At 59.9% G+C, this 18503-nt stretch carries 9 protein-coding genes and 2 pseudogenes; 5 read left to right on the top strand and 6 right to left on the bottom strand.

The genetic code is table 11. From position 1 onward, the window contains the following. Positions 1–22: 22 nt before the first annotated feature. Complete coding sequence (locus OHL14_RS19130; protein WP_263380974.1) at positions 23–3562, bottom strand: TonB-dependent receptor; 3540 nt, start codon at positions 3560–3562, stop codon at positions 23–25. Positions 3563–3693: 131 nt separating this feature from the next. Here OHL14_RS19130 and OHL14_RS19125 point away from each other — a divergent pair, with 131 nt between their 5' ends. Further along, the gene (locus tag OHL14_RS19125) at positions 3694–5058 is read left to right on the top strand and encodes an alkaline phosphatase family protein (RefSeq protein WP_263380973.1); all 1365 of its coding nucleotides are present in this window, start codon (positions 3694–3696) and stop codon (positions 5056–5058) included. On the opposite strand, the gene OHL14_RS19120 is transcribed toward OHL14_RS19125, so the two are convergent. Then, complete coding sequence (locus OHL14_RS19120; protein WP_263380972.1) at positions 5055–6218, bottom strand: GntR family transcriptional regulator; 1164 nt, start codon at positions 6216–6218, stop codon at positions 5055–5057. The genes OHL14_RS19125 and OHL14_RS19120 overlap by 4 nt on opposite strands. 309 nt (positions 6219–6527) lie before the next feature. On the opposite strand from OHL14_RS19120, the gene OHL14_RS19115 reads away from it, so the two are divergent. From OHL14_RS19115 to OHL14_RS19100, 4 genes and pseudogenes are all read left to right on the top strand, one after another. After that, a complete protein-coding gene (locus tag OHL14_RS19115; RefSeq protein ID WP_263380971.1) occupies positions 6528–8423 on the top strand; it encodes a CRTAC1 family protein in 1896 nt (631 codons plus the stop codon). A 30-nt stretch (positions 8424–8453) separates the two neighbouring features. Beyond that, positions 8454–10349 (top strand): annotated as a pseudogene (locus OHL14_RS19110) (multiheme c-type cytochrome); the annotation flags it as partial. A 128-nt stretch (positions 10350–10477) separates the two neighbouring features. Next, positions 10478–10795: pseudogene (locus tag OHL14_RS19105) on the top strand (tetratricopeptide repeat protein); the annotation flags it as partial. Positions 10796–10804: 9 nt separating this feature from the next. Continuing rightward, positions 10805–11251: a c-type cytochrome gene (locus tag OHL14_RS19100; RefSeq protein WP_263380970.1), complete on the top strand. Its 447-nt coding sequence runs from the start codon at positions 10805–10807 to the stop codon at positions 11249–11251. A gap of 77 nt (positions 11252–11328) precedes the next feature. Here OHL14_RS19100 and OHL14_RS19095 read toward each other — a convergent pair whose 3' ends face one another. The 4 genes from OHL14_RS19095 to OHL14_RS19080 form a co-directional block, all read right to left on the bottom strand. After that, on the bottom strand, positions 11329–13044 hold the full coding sequence (locus OHL14_RS19095) for a CRTAC1 family protein (protein WP_263380969.1): 1716 nt from the start codon (positions 13042–13044) through the stop codon (positions 11329–11331). After that, the gene (locus tag OHL14_RS19090) at positions 13041–14924 is read right to left on the bottom strand and encodes a CRTAC1 family protein (protein ID WP_263380968.1); all 1884 of its coding nucleotides are present in this window, start codon (positions 14922–14924) and stop codon (positions 13041–13043) included. The genes OHL14_RS19095 and OHL14_RS19090 overlap by 4 nt, the downstream gene beginning before the upstream one ends. A 56-nt stretch (positions 14925–14980) precedes the next feature. Further along, positions 14981–17278 carry a CRTAC1 family protein gene (locus OHL14_RS19085; protein WP_263380967.1) on the bottom strand — a complete coding sequence of 766 codons (2298 nt, stop codon included), beginning with the start codon at positions 17276–17278 and terminating at the stop codon, positions 14981–14983. A gap of 115 nt (positions 17279–17393) precedes the next feature. Further along, complete coding sequence (locus tag OHL14_RS19080) at positions 17394–18458, bottom strand: tetratricopeptide repeat protein (RefSeq protein ID WP_263380966.1); 1065 nt, start codon at positions 18456–18458, stop codon at positions 17394–17396. Positions 18459–18503: the final 45 nt, after the last annotated feature.

Here is an 18503-nt window from a genome sequence, read left to right as displayed (position 1 = left end):
GCCCTCGTTTACCTTTCGGTGCTTAGTAGAGGATCTTCACGCCGAACTGAATGATGCGCGGCTCGAAGGTGCTGGTGATCTGTCCACCAGCGCTAGGAACGCCAGTGCCGGAGACAAGCTGATTGAGTGCAGCCGTTCCGCCGGTGCCGATCGGTGGGCCGGTCTGTACAGTGGCCTGTGTGCCGCTGATCGTGCTGGGCAGGTACAGATTGGTGTGGTTGAAGATGTTGTAGAACTCGGTGCGGAACTCCACCTTGAGACCTTCTATCGGCGTGGAGAACTTCTTGTTTAGAGAGAGGTCCGTCTGGTAGAAGGCGGGTGTGCGACCGGGGTTGCGGCTTGCGGTGCCGAAAGGACTAAGAACGTTGTTAGCTGAGTCCCTGATTGGGGGCAAAATGAACGCCGCCAGGTTCACATAGTTCACGTATCCCGTATTCGCCGCCCGATTGTTACGGCCCTGCGTGACTGGCACGCCGGGAACGCGCAGCGGGCGATACTCGTTCGCTCCGCGATACGTCGCCGAGATCTGCGGACTCACAGCCTGCGCCGAGTTCGGCGAGTACGTAATGTTGAACGGTGTGCCTGCCTGCGCCGTATTGATCGCGCTGATCTGCCAGCCACCCAGCACCGCATCGACAAAGCCGTTGGAGCTGCTGCCGAAGTGACGACCGCGGCCGAACGGCAGTTCATACAGCAGGCTCGTGATGTTGGCGATCGGCAGGTTGTAGTCCGATTGCCCATAATCCGCCTGTATGTTGTTCGCATCCTGCGGTGAAGGCGTATTGGCCTCAAGCGAAGCCGCCGCGTTATCCAGCGAGTGCTCCCACGTGAAAGCGTTCAGCAACGTCAGGCCGCCCGTAAAGCGCTGCTCATACTTCGCCTGCAGCGAGTCAAAGTGCGAATAAAACTCGTTGCGCCCTTCTGTGATATCGCTCGGCCAGTTCGCAAAGGGACGAGCGAAGCCGAGGCTGGGGTTCTTCTGGTTCGTGTTGAGAAAACCTTCCAGCTTCACGCCGTGGTTGCCAACATACGCGATGTCAATAAGCGAATTCTTCAACAACTGGCGCTGGATGCTGAGGTAATAGCTCTGAACGTAGCTGTCCTTGCGATCCTTGTTGACGTACGTGATGTTGTCCGTCGCTTTATTGAAACTTGTAACGAGACCCGAGGGGAAACCCTGATCGGCCGTCGCATAGCAGCTCGGCGTCGTGCTTCCGGTCGCGATGATCTGCGCAGGCAGCGGCGAAGCACACTTGTTCGCCGTGGTGGGTGTAATCTGCGTCACTGAAGCAAACTGCGCCTGCGGAGCATTGATGCCGAGGATGTCGCCCGAACCAGCGCGCGTGTAGTGAGCGTAGCTGATACCGTATCCGCCACGGACAGAGGTCTTCGGGTCGATCGCATACGCGAAGCCCACACGCGGCCCGAAGTCCTTCAGGTCAGGATTGATAAGCGTCTTGCCATAGACCCCACCGCCTGAGAAAGCAGTGATCCCGTTGCCGGCCGCACCCGTCGCGACTGCACCGGGCGTCGTGGTCAGCAGAGTCTGCGTAGCTGGGTCGAAGTTCGAAATATTGTTGTTCTGCTCTGAATACGGCGAGCCATACTCCCAGCGCAGACCAAGGTTCAGCGTCAGCTTCGGCGTCACCTTCCAGTCATCCTGCACATAGGCGCTATCGTCGGTCTGCCGGAGATGCGTTACATAAAAGTTCGCCAGCGAATACGCGTTCGTTGTACCGAAAAGGAAATCAGCCCAATACGTATCCGAGACGGTGCTACCTCCAGCGTTGCTGTAGCCGCCGCCGTAGGTCCATGAGCCATAAAGCGGATTATTATCGTTGACCGCCATCCACACATGCTCATACTCGTAGCCGAGCTTGATCGTGTGCCTGCCCTTCACCCAAGTAAAGTTCACCTTCGGGTCCAGCAGCGAGGGGTTCTGCCACTGCGGGTTCGTGCTCTGGCGACCGAAACCTGTAAAGCCCGTGATGCCGAGACTCGGCAGTCCACCAGCCACAATCGGGTTGCTCGGCAAACCGGGGATAGAGAACGAATTATTTCCAATCGAGTAGTTGTACTTGCCCGCCTTGGTCTTCGAAAGACCCACGCGCGCATCGAGCACCTTGTTCGATCCGAAAAGCTGCGTGTGTCCCAGTGCAATCTGCTGGTCGAGCACATAGATCCGGCCGTTGGTCTGCCCATCGAGAGGCACCGGAATCGCCGGATAGTTCTTGCCGTCTTCCTTGCGATCGCTGATGCGCAGGAACCAGCTGGAGCTGGCATTCTGTTGATAGTCAAGGCGCAGATCGCCCTTATCCGCATTGTCCGTAAACGGCACTTGCACCGCATAGTCATTCGAAGCTAGGCCCGTGCTGGCAAGGCCACTCACCGGCAGCCCGGGAATCTGCTTGAAGTAGTTGATGATCTGCAGCGAAAGCGGATTAATCGCGTTGGTCGGAATCGCCGTGTTCGCTGCATACACTGTGCCGGTCGTCGCATTCTTAACCGGCACCACCAGAATTCCATTCAACTCATTCTGCGTGGGCAGCGTTAGGACGCTCAATGGCTTTAGCACCTGGCGGAAGCCCTCGTAATCGACGAAGAAGAACAGCTTGTCCTTCAGGATCGGTCCACCGAAGTTGAAACCGAACTGATTACGATTGAACGTCGGCTTCTTGAAAGGCGTAGCGCCGCCGGTGTTGCTGATCAGGGTCGGCTTGAAGAAGCCCGCAGCATTCAGGTCCGTATTACGTATGAATTCGTAAAGCGTCGCATGGAACTTGTTCGTTCCGCTCTGGGTTGCCACGTTCACGGTCGCGCCCGCACTGCGGCCATACTCTGCGCTCTCATTGTTCGTCACCACGCTGAACTGAGCGACCGAATCCGGCGGTACAGCGATGATCTGGTTATCGAAGCCCTGGTTCGATTCACCGTACGCGTTGTTATCCAGACCGTCGAGCAGGAAGTTATTGAACATGCTGCGCAGCCCGTTCACGTTGTACGAGCCCGCGCGCACCAGCGAGTTGATCGAGCTCGTCGTCGCGGCGGTTGGTGCCTGGCGCGATCCCGGAATGAGTCCAAGAAGGTCGGAGTAATTACGGCTCACCAGCGGCAGGCCTTCCGTCTGATAGTTCGTCACCGTCTGATCGCGCTGGCTGTTCTCTGTCTCCACCTGCAGCGCCACATCGCTCACTTCGACCGAAGTCGTCGTTCCACCCACGGCAAGCGTCAGATCGATGCGTTGGCGTCCACCGACGCTAATCGTAATGTTCTTCGCAATCGCATCCGAGAAACCAGCTGCCGAAGCCGCCACGTTGTACGTGCCCACCTTCAGCGACGGCACCTCGTAGTCACCAGTGGCCGTCGACTTCGTTTGCGTCGCAATTGCCGTCCCCGTATTCGTAATCGTCACGTTTGCGCCTGCAATAGCCGCGCCAGACGCATCTTTGATCGTGCCGACGACACTACCGTTATCGAACTGCGCATAGCTTGCCGTGGCGATCACACAAAAGAGCAGCGCGACGCAGACCTTCGTCAGAGAGAACAAAATCTTTTTGGACATGATGTTTACCTTAGGGTCGGGAACATTACGCCCGGGTTACAGCACTGTCAACGGTCGATTGAAACTGACTGGACCGATGGATCATTCTTCATTCCATCGAACGTTCTTGCCTTTCGATTTACAGTGAGGTCATGCTTCTGCGTTCTCTCCGCCTCGCCGTCGTGTTCGCCGCCGCCACACCTGCTCTTTTCGCGCAGACCACGCATCAGCCCGTGTTGCTGATCTCCGTGGACGGCATGAGGCCTGACTACGTGACCCAAGCCGACCAGCATCACCTGCTGATTCCAACGCTGCGGCGCATCCTCGCGAGTGGGACCCACGCCACCGGCGTCAACGGCGTGTTGCCGACAATCACCTATCCCAGCCACACCACGCTCGTCACCGGCGTGCCCCCCGCACAACACGGCATCCTTTCCAACAGCCGCTTCGATCCCGACCACAACCTCGATGGCGCCTGGTACTGGTACGCCGATCGCGTCAAGGTCCCCACGTTGTGGTCCGCAGCGAAAGACGCAGGCCTGCACACCGCAAGCGTCTCCTGGCCTGTGACCGTCGACTCCACGGTGATCGACTACAACCTGCCCGAGTACTGGCGTGGGAACCTCGGCGACACCGCCAACGAAGATGACCAGTTGCTGGACAACGCCATCTCCCGCCCCGACGGCGAGGTGAGGCGCATCGCTGAACGCACCGGCAGGCCGTATATGAACGGCAACGATACCTCGCTCGATGGCGACGAGACGCGCACCGTCTATTCGCTCGACATCCTTAAGCAGCATCGGCCCGAGTTCATGTCCATTCACCTCAGCTCGCTAGATGAAGAAGAACACCTGCACGGACCATTCAGCGCAGAAGCCAATAAGGACCTCGAAGGCATCGATGCCATGATCGACCGCCTGATCAAGCAGGAGCTGGCGAACTATCCAAACGCAGTTGTGGCCGTCGTCTCGGATCACGGCTTCGCGCACGTAGAGCACGCGGTGAATCTCTACATCCCCTTCGTCAAGGCAGGCCTCATCAAGACTGAAAACGATAAGATCGTCAGCTGGCAGGCACAACCGTGGGCCACAGGCTGCGTGATGCCCGTGCTGCTGCACGACCCCACCGATGAAGCTACCAAAGCCAAAGTAAAGGCCTTACTGGATAAGCTCGCAGCCGATCCAAAGAATGGCATCGAGACAATCCTCGATCACCAGCAGATCGCCGCCGCCGGAGGCTTTCCGGATGCCGCCTATCTCGTCTCCTTCCGCATAGGCTACTGCAGCGGCACCAACCTCAGTGGACAACTCGTCGTCGACTCGCCATTGAAGGGAGCGCACGGCTACAACATCGCAAAGGTGCCGGAGATGCGCTCGTCGCTCTTCCTCACAGGCGTGGGCATCGCACAAGGTAAAGATCTCGGGCTCGTTGATATGCTGCAGATCGCTCCGACCATTGCAAAAATCCTTGGCGTCTCGCTATCCACAGCCAAGCAGTCGGCACTCGACATTCACTAGCCAGTGCTGCTCGATTCGCGCACCACGAGCTCACACTTCACCATCACATCGCGCACCGGCAGGTCCGGCTGCTGCAGCCGTTGCAACATCGTCTCCATCGCAACCACCCCGATCTCCGTGCAGTTCTGTCGCAGCGTCGTCAACGGCGTGGGCAGAAATCTGGCGTAGCTAACATCGTCAAGGCCGGCCATCCGCATATCGCTTGGAACCTTGATCCCCAGTGAGACAAGCGTCTTCATCAGCCGCGCCGCCGTCACGTCGTTCGCGCACACGATGCCATCCGGCTTGTGCTTGCTCAGCATCTGCTGAACGAACTTAGCGTCCTCGAAGTCGCCGCTCATCACCACGCCCTCCGCCGAGCTGCGAGGCTGCACGCCACCCCGATAAAGCGCCTCACGGTATCCCGCCATCCGTGCCTCCGTCGTCGCAGCCGAGTTCTCGCGCACAGCAAAGATCACGCGCTTCGCTCCCGCCTGCAGCAGGTGCTGCGTCAACACAAACCCCGCGCGATGATTATCAATACCAACCAGATCAAAGTTCGACCGCTCTGGGTATCGCTCGAAGTCGCGGTCCAGCAGTACGATCGGTATCCCCGCACGCTGCAGCATCGAAGCGAGCCTGTGGTTTGCTTCATCGCGTTTATCGACAAACTCCGTTGGCGCAAAAAAGACTCCGTCGACCTTCTGGGCGATGTACTGTTGGCAAAGCTGCTCAGTAGCGCGCAGCTTGTCTGCCTCATCCACGTTGTGGTGTCCCCACGTCAGCGAGTGCGAACGCGCAGCCTGTGAACGCATGATGCCCTGGCAGATCGGCTCGAAGATTTCCGTAGTGCCAAGGTCCGGGATGAGCAGGCCGAACTTCAGCGCGTTCTGCACATCGGGCCGCTCGACATAGGTTCCAGAGCCGGGTCGCCGCGTCACCAGATTGTCGCGCTGCAGTGTTTGAAACGCCTTCGCCACCGTAATTCTCGAGGCCTGAAAGCGCTCGCAAAGCGCAGCCTCGCTCGGCAACCGGTCGCCCGGGCTGTAGATACCGCTTTCGATCTCTTCCAGCAGCTTCTGGTAGATATGCCGATGAAGCGGTATGTCACCCTTTTCTGTGGAACCCTTGCCGCGACTTCGACCCGTGGCAGTGTTTTGTTTCTTGGATAGCGGACTCATCCAGCTAACTTCCTTCATTCTTCGTCGGTTATCACCAGTGTCGGGCCCCAGAATCCATCACGGCTTGCCATCGAAACGCCGTCAGAACCGCAACGCAAAAAATCTCTTACCGCGATAAGGTTAACCATCACAGCTTGGCGAATCAGCGATAACAGCCCCTTCAACCTAACGCTATCCGCATACGGTTGGCTATAGTTTTCTTGCCTCTTTACGACCCGCCTACGCCGCAGCGTATGATGGCGAATGTTTTTTGGCCTCTGCCGCCTCGGCGGCCCAACCAGGTTCTCTCCATCGGAAGCCCCAACGCCCATGACGAAGTTTTCGCTCCCGCAGGTTCTCATTCTCGCTCTCGCCATCGCCTCCACCCAGGCGACCTGCTCATTCGCGCAGTCGCCGCTTGAGTCTCAGAAGGAACGCCCGCAGGAGGGTGCTCAATCGCCCGCCAAAGGCGGCTCCGCCGACTCCGGCGTCTTTCCTCCTGTCCACGATGCGCAGAACCGCCCCATCACTGCGGGTGGCACCGTGAAGACTGGCCCCCTCGTCTTCCAGAACATCGCCCAGAAGGCAGGCATCACCACCTGGCACCACACCATGGGCTCACCGGAGAAACGTTACATCCTCGAGTCCATCGGCTCCGGCGTGGCGTTGCTGGACTATGACAACGACGGCTGGCTCGACATCTACCTCGTCAACGGCAGCACGCAGGCCGCACTCGACGGCAAAGCCATGGCTCCGCATGCCGTGCTCTTCCACAACAATCACGATGGAACCTTCACCGACGTCACCGAGAAAGCCGGCGTCGCCAACGACCGTTGGGGCTTCGGCGCCGCCGTCGCCGACTTCGACAACGACGGCTTCCCCGATATCTACGTCACCAACTTCGGCAAGAACCGGCTGTATCACAACAACCACGACGGCACCTTCACCGATGTAGCCGAAAAAGCCGGCGTCACCCTCGGCAACTGGTCCACCGGTGCCACCTGGGGCGACTACGATGGCGACGGCAACCTCGACCTCTTCGTCCCCGGCTACGTTCACTACGACATCAAGAACCAGCCCTCCGACACCGACGGCCTACCCCTCGCCTTCTGCAGCTATCGCGGCGTGCGCACCATCTGCGGCCCCCGCGGCCTGCCCGGCGAGCAGGACCACCTCTTCCACAACAACGGCAACGGCACCTTCACCGACGTCAGCGAAAAAGCTGGTGTCAACGATAAACCCGGCTACTACGGACTATCTTCCGTCTTCGTCGACGTAAACAACGACGGCCGTGTCGATCTACTCGTCGCCAACGACTCCACACCGAATTACCTGTACATCAACAAAGGCGACGGCACCTTCGAAGACCAGAGCTATCCCTCCGGCTACGCCCTCAACAAGAACGGAGCCGAGACCGCCAGCATGGGCATCGCCATCGGCGACTACCGCAACAACGGTCAGCTTGACATCTTCAACACCACCTTCTCCGACGACTACAAGGTGCTCTATCGCAACGACGGCGACGCTAACTTCACCGACGTCTCCGACGACATGCACATCGCCGCCATGACCATCCCCTTCCTCGGCTGGGGCACGCAGTTTCTCGACTACGACAACGATGGCTGGAAGGATCTCCTCGAAGTCAACGGCCACATCTACCGCAACGCCGACGCCAACAACTGGGGCACCAGCTGGGCACAGCGCCCGCTCGTCTTTCATAGTGAGCTCGGCAAAAAGCTCGAGCCCGTCCCCGCCGTCGAAGGTACAGCTCTCGCCGAACCCATGACCTCCCGCGGTCTCGCCATCGGCGATCTCTTCAACGACGGCCGACTCGGCGCAGTCATCAACAACCTCGACGCCACGCCCGCACTCTTGAGCAACATCGACCCCAACAAGAATCACTGGGTCGAATTCAAACTGACCGGCAGCGTCACCCCTGGCCCCAGCGGCCTCAAGTCCTCGCGCGACGCCATCGGCGCCACGCTCTACCTCACCGCCGGCGGCATCCGGCAGCGCGCCGACATCATCTCCGGCGGCAGCTTCGCCTCCACCTCCGATCCCCGTGCCCACTTCGGCCTCGGTTCCGGCACCACGGTGGACTCCCTCGAAGTCCACTGGCCCTCCGGTCGCATCGAAACCTTCCCCGTGCCGACCGTCGATCGCATCGTGCCGCTGGTCGAAGGCAAAGGCACATCAATAGCGCCCGCAACTCAACCAAAAGGTTGAGGACAATCTCCTCGCTTTCCCTCTAACATCATGGCCGCAGCCCAACGACTACAAATCATGCGCCAGTTCAATCGCCTAACTCGCTCGCAGCTTGTCACACTCTCTCTCGCAGGGCTCGCCCTGGCTGGAACGGCCGCCTTCCTGCCAGCCCACCGCGTCCACGCCAGCACGGACACTGAGGCACATGAGACCGCGCGCGCTGCGTACAACCAGAAGACAGCGGCGACCTACAACTATCGCTTCGGGCAGCAGAGTCCGTTCCTTCCCTCCAACGCCACCACCGACACCGGCGCATTCATCGACCCCAAAGACTTCCCCACCGCAGCCTACTGCGGTCACTGCCATCAGGAGTCGCACGCGCAGTGGCGCCAGTCCGTCCACTCGAACTCCAACCGCGTCCCTTACTACCTGCGCAACGTGAACCTGCTCGCCGCCGAAAAGGGCATCGCTTTCACGCGCCACTGCGAAGGCTGCCACGATCCCATCGCGCTCGTCTCCGGTGCGCTCACCGAAAAGTCTCCCCGCACGCGCCCCTACGATCAGGACGGCGTCACCTGCATGGTCTGCCACTCCATCCAGAAGGGCGACACCCGCGGCACCGGCAGCTACGTCATGGGCATCCCCGCCGTCCTCATGGACGAGAACGGTCAGCCGATCCACCGCGCCGTAACCGACGCCGAGATCCTCGCGCACCTCGACCGCCACTCCGCCGCGGTCATGAAGCCCTTCTACAAGACCAGCGAGTTCTGCTCCTCCTGCCACAAGGCAGCGCTGCCCAAAAGCTTGAACGATTACAAATGGCAACGCGCGATCTCACTCTATGACGAATGGCAGAACGCCTCCTTCGCCAAGGAGTCACCACTGCCCTTCTACAAGAAGGACGTAGTCTCTACCTGCCAGACCTGCCACATGCAGCGCGAAGCCCTCGCTGCCCTCCCCGACCCCGGCGCGAAGAAAGGTCAGCTCGTCAGCCATCGCTGGCTCGGTGCCAACACCTCGATCCCGCAGATTTATCATTTCGACGAGCAGGCGAAGCGCATCGTCGCCTTCCTACAGAACGCTGTCTTCAACGTTGATCTCTTCGCCGTTCAGGCAGACGCACCTGACTCTAAGCTCAGCGCTCCACTCGGCCTTGTGCCCTTCGATCTCACCGCCGGCCAACGCGTCGTCGTCTCCGTCGTGATTCAGAACAAGGGCATTGCTCACTCGCATGTGCCAGAGCAGCGCGACATGTACGAGAGCTGGGTGGACTTCACCGTGAAGAACGCCGCAGGCAAGACGCTGTATGAGTCCGGCGCGATCCAGCCGAAAGATCGCGAGCTCGACCCCGCTGCCCACAGCTTCACCAACCGCCTCATTAACAAGCAGGGCACCACCAACGCGCTGCATCAGGTCTGGGACAACCGTGTCGTTGCCTACAACAACACCATCCAGTCCGGTCGCTCGCAGCTCATCCGCTATGGCTTCACGATGCCGAAGAACGGCGGTCCCGTCACCGTCACAGCGACCGTGCGCTACCGCCGCTTCGATCAGCACTTCATGGACTTCGGCATGAGCCAACCGATCGGCACCCACTATAACCAGCCCATCGTCGACATGGTCTCCACCAGCCGCACCTTCGTCGCAGGCAACAATTCCGTGCCGCCCGCGGTGAAGCCCGATCCTTCGGCCAAACCCGACATCAACGCGCCCAACCCGGAGTGGCAGCGCTGGAACAACTACGGCATCGCCCTGCTCGACGCGCAGCAGTACGCCGCCTCCGTCGCCGCCTTCCAGCGCGTAGCCGCCCTCCGCGCCGACTATGCGGACGCTCCCACCAACATCGCCATCACCTACATCGCCTGGGAAAAGTACGACGAGGCCCTGCCCTATCTCGAGAAGTCTCTCTCGCTCGCCAAGGACAACGCCCGCGCGCTCTACTACCTCGCACTCGTACAGCGCAACGAAGGTCAGGTCGATGAGGCCATCGCGAATCTGAAAAGGTCTCCGTCGCCTTCCCTCGTTCCCGTGACGCCCATCGCGAGCTCGGCTTCAGCTACTACCAGCTCCATCGCTACGCGGAAGCCCGCGCCGAGTACGAAGCCGTCCAGTCCATCGATCCCGACGACCTCGCCGCGCACTATAACCTCGCCATCCTCTATCGCCGCCTCGGCGTCAAAGACAAAGCCGCCAAGGAAGCCGCCTACTTCGCCGACCAGAAAGACGACCCCACCGCCAGCACCTACGCCCTCGAATACCTCCGCAAGCATCACGAGATCGCGCAGGAGTCCGTGCCCTGGCACATCCACGATCTCGATCGCAAAGGCGCAGACGAAGTAGACCCCATGCTGCCCGCCAGCGAAACCTCCCTGCCCGGTGGCGGAGGCCGCTAAAATAGCATCGTGCTCAGTCTTCCAGCGAATCCACGCTCCCGTCTCACCCTTCGCATAAGCATCTTCGCGTTTGCCTTTGCTCTCCTCTTTGTCGTCCCCCTGAGCTTGCCGAAGGGGAACCTGCTTCTCTGCCCACCACCAGCGCTGGCCTCCTCCAATGCCTACCTTCACGGCAAAGAACTCTTCGCCACCAAAGGCTGCGCACATTGCCACGGCGCCGAAGGCATCAACGGAGACCAGGGTCCCGATCTGCAGCAGATCCGCAAGCGCATGTCAGTCGTTCAGGTCGCCACGCAGATTCGCGATGGCAGCAAGAGCATGCCCGCCTTCGCAGATAGTCTCTCCGCCCCGGAGATCGACGATCTCGTTATATACCTCCGCACCAAGCGTAAGAAGATCGTAAAGCCGCCACCCCCGCCGCCTGCTCCCCCCGCACCAAAACCCGACCCCGACTGAGCTGGCACTCCCAGCTCACACTACCAGCTCACACTCCAAGCTCCACGCCGAAGCAGACCCGGCCATGCAGCAATTCTCTACGGAGCCACAGGCTTCCCCTTGCCTTCCGTCAGCGTCAGCATCCTGTCCACACCCTCCACAACAAATACCTCGCGCTCCCCCTTCGGCCAGCGCACCTCGATGTTCGTCAGCTTCGTCTCCGCACCCAGACCGAAGTGCACCCGCAGATCGCTGCTGCTCGAATAACTCGACCCACTGCGAACCTCATCCACCCAGCTCCGCTTCTGTCCGTGCAGCGTCACCCGCGCGCCAATCGCATCGCGGTTCGAGCTCGTCCCCACCAGCTTCACGCCCAACCAGTGATTGCCATTCGCCGCTTCATTCACCAGCAACATCGGTCGATCGCTCAGGTTGTTCACCACCGCCTCAATCCGCCCATCGTTCCAAAGATCGGCCACCGCCAGCCCACGCCCCGATAGCCGCTCCGTCAGCCCCGGTCCCCCGCTCTTCGACTCATCCTTGAACTTCCCGTTCCCCTGGTTCCAGTAAAGAAAACGCGGCTCCTTGAACGTCGCTCCAAGCTTCGCCGTATCCACCTCGGGATACACATGCCCATTCGCCACCAGCAGATCGGGATACCCATCGTTGTCCACGTCCGCAAACATCGCACCCCATCCCAGCGCGTCGAGATTGATCCCCAGCCCCGCCGCGAGCGTCACATCCGTAAACGTGCCATCCCCATTCGCGTGATACAGCGTCGACGTGTCGTCCGAAAAATTTGTCTTGAAGATATCCAGGTGTCCGTCGCCATCATAGTCAGCGGCAGTTGACCCCATGCCTGCCTGCTCACGACCATCCTCATTGAACGCTACACCCGCATCCGGCCCGACATCCGTAAACGTACCGTTGTGATTATTGCGATACAGAATCGCTGGCGTAGAATCGCACGCCACATAAACATCCGGCCAGCCATCTTCGTTGTAGTCCAACGTCGTTACGGAGAAGCAATAATGCGCGTCCGTCTTCTCGATGCCGCTTTTCGTGCTCACGTCCGTGAACTTGCCGCCACCCTCATTGTGAAAAAGAATGTTCTTCGCGCCCGGCAAACCACGCGGCCCGCACATCACCGGCGCGCCCTTCCACATGCAGCCCGCCTCGCCTCCAGGCGCAGGCGTCTTACTCAAGTCGAAGTGCACATAGTTCGCCACCATCAGATCGAGCTTGCCATCGCGGTCGTAATCGACAAACGCGCAGCCCGTTCCCCACTCCTTACCGCTGCCCGCAACCCCTGCCTGCTCGGCTACCTCTTTGAACGTGCCGTTGCCCTGATTATGAAAGAGTCGGTTCTTTCCGTAGTCCGTCACATACAGATCATCGAACCCATCGTTGTCGTAATCACCGACACAAGTCCCCTGACCCCACCCCGTCGAAACCAGCCCCGCCTTCTCCGTCACATCCGTAAACGTACCGTCGTGATTGTTATGGAACAGGTGGTTCGTCGGCGCCTTCTGCGTCTTGTCCTGCTCCAGCTCCTGCCCGTTCACCAGAAAGATGTCCGGCCATCCGTCGTTGTCGTAGTCCACAATCGCAACGCCTGATCCAGTCGCCTCCACAATGTACCGCTTGTTCGTCGCGCTGCCATTTACATTGCGCACGGTGATGCCTGCCTTCGCAGCCACATCCACAAACCATGCTGGCGTCGGATGCTCTGCCGTCGCTTGATACACCTGCTGCTGCGTCTGCGCATGCATCGCGCTCGCAGCCAGCAGCAGCATCGCTGAAACCAGCTTCACTTGGCTGCTCCCGCGACGGGGCTCCCCATCGCCACCGTCTTCAGAATCTTCCCACCCTCTTCAATCACGTACAGATGGTTCGCCGCCAAATCCCTCAGCGCATCCTTCGCGCCCGAAGGCCACGCAATCTCCACCACGTCCGCCTTCACCGCCTGGTCCAGCCCGAAGTGAATCCGCAGATCGTTCTGCGAGTAGTAACTACCCCCACTGCGCACCTCGTCTATCTGTTTCATCGGCTGCGTCACACTGCCACTCATCGCCTGCGGAGCCGTCGTCGCCGTCACTGTAATCCGTGCACCGATTCCCGTCCGATTACTCTTCTTCCCCACCAGCCGTACCTTGATCCAGTTGCGCTGCACCGTCGAATCGCATCGCAGCAGCTGCGGAGTAGAGTTCACGCAGTTCACCACGATATCCATATCGCCATCATTGTCGTAATCCCCGATCGCACAGCCACGCGCAGGCACCGCATCGGTCATGCCGCTGCCCGCCTTGCTCGTCACCTCTTCAAACTGCCCGTTGCGCAGGTTGCGATACAGATACTTGTGCTCCGCATACGGCGCATCCAGGTGCGAGCCATCCACCTCCGGATACACATGCCCGTTGCTGATGAAGATGTCCAGCCACCCGTCGTTATCGACATCCACAAAGCTCACGCCCCACCCCAGATACCGCGTGTTGATGCCCAACCCCGAGAGATACGTGTGGTCTTCGAACGTGCCATCGCCAAGGTTCTGATACAGCGAGTCCGTGTCCCCCGCGAAGTTCGTCTTCACAATATCCAGTAGGCCATCGCGGTTATAGTCACCCACCGCGACACCCATGCCTGCCTGCGGTTTCCCGTCCGGCGAGTATGCTATCCCCGCCTCGATAGCCAGGTCCTTGAACGTCCCGTCCTTCTGGTTCTCGTAGTACGTTGCCGCCGTCGAGTCGTTCGCAACATAGATATCCGGCCATCCATCGTTGTTGAAGTCCGCAACCGTCACGCTCAGCCCATACGTCCCAATCGTGTCCAGCATCCCGGCCTTCTCACTCACATCCGTGAACGTGCCATCGCCGTTGTTGTGATACAGAATATTCTTCCCGCCATCCAGCCCCGGCGGCCCGCACGCTACCTGCATGCCCTTGTACGCGCAGCCCGCAGCCTCAGGCAGCGGAGCCGTCTTGATATCGAAGTCGATATAGTTCGCGACAAACAAATCAAGATGTCCGTCCTTGTCGTAGTCAAGAAACGCGCAGCCCGAGTTCCACCGCTGCTTCTTCTGCGTCAGCCCCGCCTTCGCCGTCACGTCCGTAAACGTGCCATCACCGTGGTTCTTATAAAGAATTGGTTGACCGTAGTAACTGACGAACAAATCGTCGAGTCCGTCGTTGTCATAGTCCCCGACGCAGCAGCCTTGTCCCCATCCCGAGCGCGTCATGCCCGTCTTCGCCGTGATGTCCGTAAACGTGCCATCGCGATTGTTCTTGAACAGCCTGCTGATCGGCTCCTGCCCCTTCGCAAAACCTTCCAGCCGTGTTCCATTCACCAGAAAGATATCGAGCCAGTCATCGTGATCGAAGTCATAAAACGCCACGCCGCAGCCCGTCGTCTCTAACAGGAAACGGTTCTTGTGCTCGCCCCCATAGATTGTCTTCGCGTTAAGCCCGCTCTGCTTCGCCACATCCACAAAGCTGTACCCCAGTGGAGTCCCTGTCACCGGCGATGGCAATGACTTCGGCGCAGGCTTCGGCTTCGCATCGTAGCTCGGTCGCGCTCCGATCTGCGGAGCCTGTTGCTGCTGCCGCGAAGGCGCAGCCAGCTTCAGCACATCCTCAAACGGAAGTACCAGCGCCGTGCTCGACAGTGAAGTAATAAACCCGCGTCGCGTCCAGATCATCTCTGTTCTCTCTTCCTGCAGAAGTATAGTGACCCGCAATTACCGTCGGCAAAGAATCACCGCAGCGGCAGCGGCTTCAAGCGGCCTTCACCCTCGCGCAACGCATACGTCTTATCCACCGCAACATCCTTGATGCGATCCACCACCCCCGTCGCAGGCCACATTACCACCACCTCGCTCACCCGTCGCGCGGCTCCAACCCCGATGTGCTGCCGCAGCGGATTTCCGCCAAAGCTCGACCCAAATCCCACCGTCCGATAGAGGTGCCGCACCCTGCCATCCGTCCCCTTCAACACCACATCGATCTTTGCTCCAAACGCCGCCCGATTCGATCGCACGCCCTCCAGCACCAGCGTCACCGAGTGATTGCCGTTGCCCGGATTGCGATACAGCGCACTCTGAAATCCATCCCCCGGCTGCGCTCCACCCATCTCTTCAAACACATCCTCAAAACCTGTCCCGCGCAGATCAGCAAATGCGACACCGTGCCCCTTCTGCAGATGTCCGAAGTCTCCCGCCGTAGTCACATCTTGAAATCCTTTACCCGCATCGTTGCGAAACATCCGGTTCGGTAGCAACGCCTGGTACGTGGAATCCCCCGTGCCGAGATACACATCCAGCCAGCCATCGTTATCCAGATCGCCGAAGCTCGCTCCCATCGTCAGGATCGTCCGGTCCAGATGCATCTTCGCCGTCACGTCCTTGAACGTCCCGTCGTGCATATTGCGGTACAGCTTTGGCAACTCCGCGTGGCTTGGCCTGCCCATCTCGAACGCCCCCACATCACTCGATGCCTCGAGCGAATATCCCGACACGTAAAGATCAGGCCAGCCATCGTTGTCATAGTCGAAGAACCACGTCGCAAAGCTGTTGCTCTGCTTATCGACACCCGCTTCCGCAGCCACATCGGTAAACCGCCAGCCCTTGCTCGCGTTCTTCGCATCGCGCGGACCATCATTACGCAGCAGCTTGTTCTTCCCATACATCACCGACACATACAGATCAGGCCGGCCATCGTTGTTGTAATCCCCCCACGCCACACCCTTCACAAACCCCAGATCACTTAACCCACTCGCCGCACCCACCTCCGTAAACGTCCCATCATGGTTGTTCCGAAACAGCTGCGAAGGCTGCGGGTCGTCCTTCGAGCTCTCATGCCCCACAAACAGATCGAGCCACCCATCTCCATCGAAGTCCGCCCACGCCGCCGTGTTCGTCGGATGCTCCGACATCAGTCCCGCCTGCACCGTCACATCGTCAAACGTGCCATCGCCATTGTTCTTCAGCAGCGACATCGGATACCGGCCCTGCTTGCCCCACCATCCGCCGCGCAGCACCAGCACATCCACATGGCCGTCGTTGTTGTAGTCGGTCATCACGAGATTCAACCCACCAGTCTCCCCCATCAACCCGCTCTTCTTCGTCACATCCGTGAACGTGCCATCGCCGTTGTTATGGAACAGTCGCATCTGATCGAGTGGCCCCGACGACGTCACCATCACATCCAGCCGCCCATCCCCATCGAAGTCCTCCACCGCAACCCCTCCGGCGTGTCCCATCACATCGATCCCCGCCGCCGCTGCAATCTGCGGAAACTCAGGCAGTGGATACTCCGATGCAAACCGGCTCTCCGGAATCAGCCATCGCGCTGGCACCTCCAGCGAATACCGCCCCAGCTGCATGTACGCCACATTCAGCAGCCACTGCGACTGCGCATCATTCGGGTCAGCCTCCAGCAACGCCGTCAGCTCCCGCACCGCGCCCTCGGCGCCGCGAGGCATCGCATGAACCGCACTCCTCTGCAACGGAAATAGGCAAGCCCTTCGCCCTCCGGTCATCGCCGCACAGTTCTCCTGCTCCCCCACCCGCAGATACGCCACCGCGAGCCACTGCCCCAGCTCCTTCACCCCTGCGGCTGGCATGAACTCATGCGCTCGCAACCACCGTCGACGCACCTCTTCCAGCTGCCGCACGGCACTCTCGCTGTCGCCTGCGTACAACATCTCCTTCGCCAGCTGCTCTCGCACCGTCGTGTCATCGTGCAGAGACAGCCCGCCCTTCGCCAGCAGCTCACTGTAGTACTGCACCCGCATCTGAGGTTTATTTGGATCGAGCCGCCAGTCCGTCGTCGCAAACACCGCACGCAGCCGCTCCGCCATCTGCTTCGTGCCAGCAGACTGATACATAGGCCCATCATCCGACTTCCCCATCGGCGACGACACTGTCCCAATCGCCGGAGGACCCATCACCATTGCAGGCATCTGCTGAGCACTCAATACACGCCCCTGCACCGCAATAATCAGCAGCAGTGTCGTCACACATCCCCAACGCGACGGCTTCCAGATTCTCGACATGCACTTCGCTTTGTAGGTGCGGCGCTTTAGCCCCGCCGCAGATACCCAGGCAAAACATAGGGCTTCAGCCCCGGAGGGAAAGTTTATTCGGAAACGGCAATTCGCGCACATCACCCTAATGCATTGTCTCAATCTTGGGTTCACTGGCTGCTTGGATCTTCTGCGCCGTCGCTGTCTCACGCGACGCGTCTTCGCTGCGCCCCATCGCGCGATACGCTTGGCCCATCAGGCTGTGCGTCATAAAGTTCGCCGGATCCAGCTGGTTCGCATGCTCCAGATACGTCGCCGCTGCCACAGCATCACCCTTCTTCAGCATCGTCTTACCCAGCAGAATATACGGCCCCGTCGAGTTCGGCTCCAGCAGAATCGCCCGCTGCAGATTTCGCTGCGCCTCGTCGTACTTCGCCGCGCGTCCATACGCATCGCCCAGCCGGTCATATACACTCGGCTCCAGCGGATTCCGAGCCTTCTCTTTCTCCAACTCCGCAATCGCCTCATCCAGATGATTCCCCGCCAGCGCGATCTCCCCCAGCAACTCATGCGCCAGCGGCAACGCCGGATCGATCTCCAGTGCCTTCGTCGCGAACCCCTGCGCCACCGGCAGATACTCGCGCCTCAACAACAAACGCGCCGACACCAGGTACGCCGCCGCACTCTCCGGCGCAAATCCATACTGCGCAGCGAATGCTCCCCGGGCATCGTCATACCGCCGCGTATCCATATAGCAGAGCGCCAGAATGTAGTTCGGATCCGCCTTCCCTAACGCCCCTTGCTTACTCGCACCCTGCAGCAAAGGGATCGCATCCGCAGGCCGTCCCAGCCGGAACAGCACCAGCCCGCGCATCTCGGCTGCCTCTGCATCCTTCGGATCGCTCTTCAGCGCCACTGCAAACGCTGCATCTGCCGCTCGCAGATCACTCTTCGCATAGTCCGCCAGACCTTCGATCCGATCCAGTCCCGGCATCTCCGTATGCGCCGCACGCAGCTCTGCAATCTTCCGCAACGCGTCATCCGGATGCCCCGAATCCACGCTGTGCTGCAGTGACTTCATCGTTGCAGACGCATCTCCACGCGAAGCCGTTTCACTCTGCGCCCAACCTACCGAGCACACCGTCAACGCCACCGGCAACAGCCACCAGCTACCCCAACCCTTACGCGCCACTCTGTATCCAGTCGTCATACATCCCTGAAGCTACTACACAGGCCCGACTTCCCTGCTTTGCAA

The sequence above is a fragment of the Granulicella paludicola genome (genome assembly GCF_025685545.1).
Taxonomy (GTDB): domain Bacteria; phylum Acidobacteriota; class Terriglobia; order Terriglobales; family Acidobacteriaceae; genus Granulicella; species Granulicella paludicola.
This window is presented reverse-complemented; position numbering and strand designations above follow the sequence as displayed.

Bases quoted from the DNA above. Each gene is read 5' to 3' on its own strand.
- OHL14_RS19130 (WP_263380974.1), bottom strand. From the start codon at position 3,562: ATGTCCAAAAAGATTTTGTTCTCTCTGACGAAGGTCTGCGTCGCGCTG.
- OHL14_RS19125 (WP_263380973.1), top strand. From the start codon at position 3,694: ATGCTTCTGCGTTCTCTCCGCCTCGCCGTCGTGTTCGCCGCCGCCACA.
- OHL14_RS19120 (WP_263380972.1), bottom strand. From the start codon at position 6,218: ATGAGTCCGCTATCCAAGAAACAAAACACTGCCACGGGTCGAAGTCGC.
- OHL14_RS19115 (WP_263380971.1), top strand. From the start codon at position 6,528: ATGACGAAGTTTTCGCTCCCGCAGGTTCTCATTCTCGCTCTCGCCATC.
- OHL14_RS19090 (WP_263380968.1), bottom strand. From the start codon at position 14,924: ATGATCTGGACGCGACGCGGGTTTATTACTTCACTGTCGAGCACGGCG.
- OHL14_RS19085 (WP_263380967.1), bottom strand. From the start codon at position 17,278: ATGTCGAGAATCTGGAAGCCGTCGCGTTGGGGATGTGTGACGACACTG.
- OHL14_RS19080 (WP_263380966.1), bottom strand. From the start codon at position 18,458: ATGACGACTGGATACAGAGTGGCGCGTAAGGGTTGGGGTAGCTGGTGG.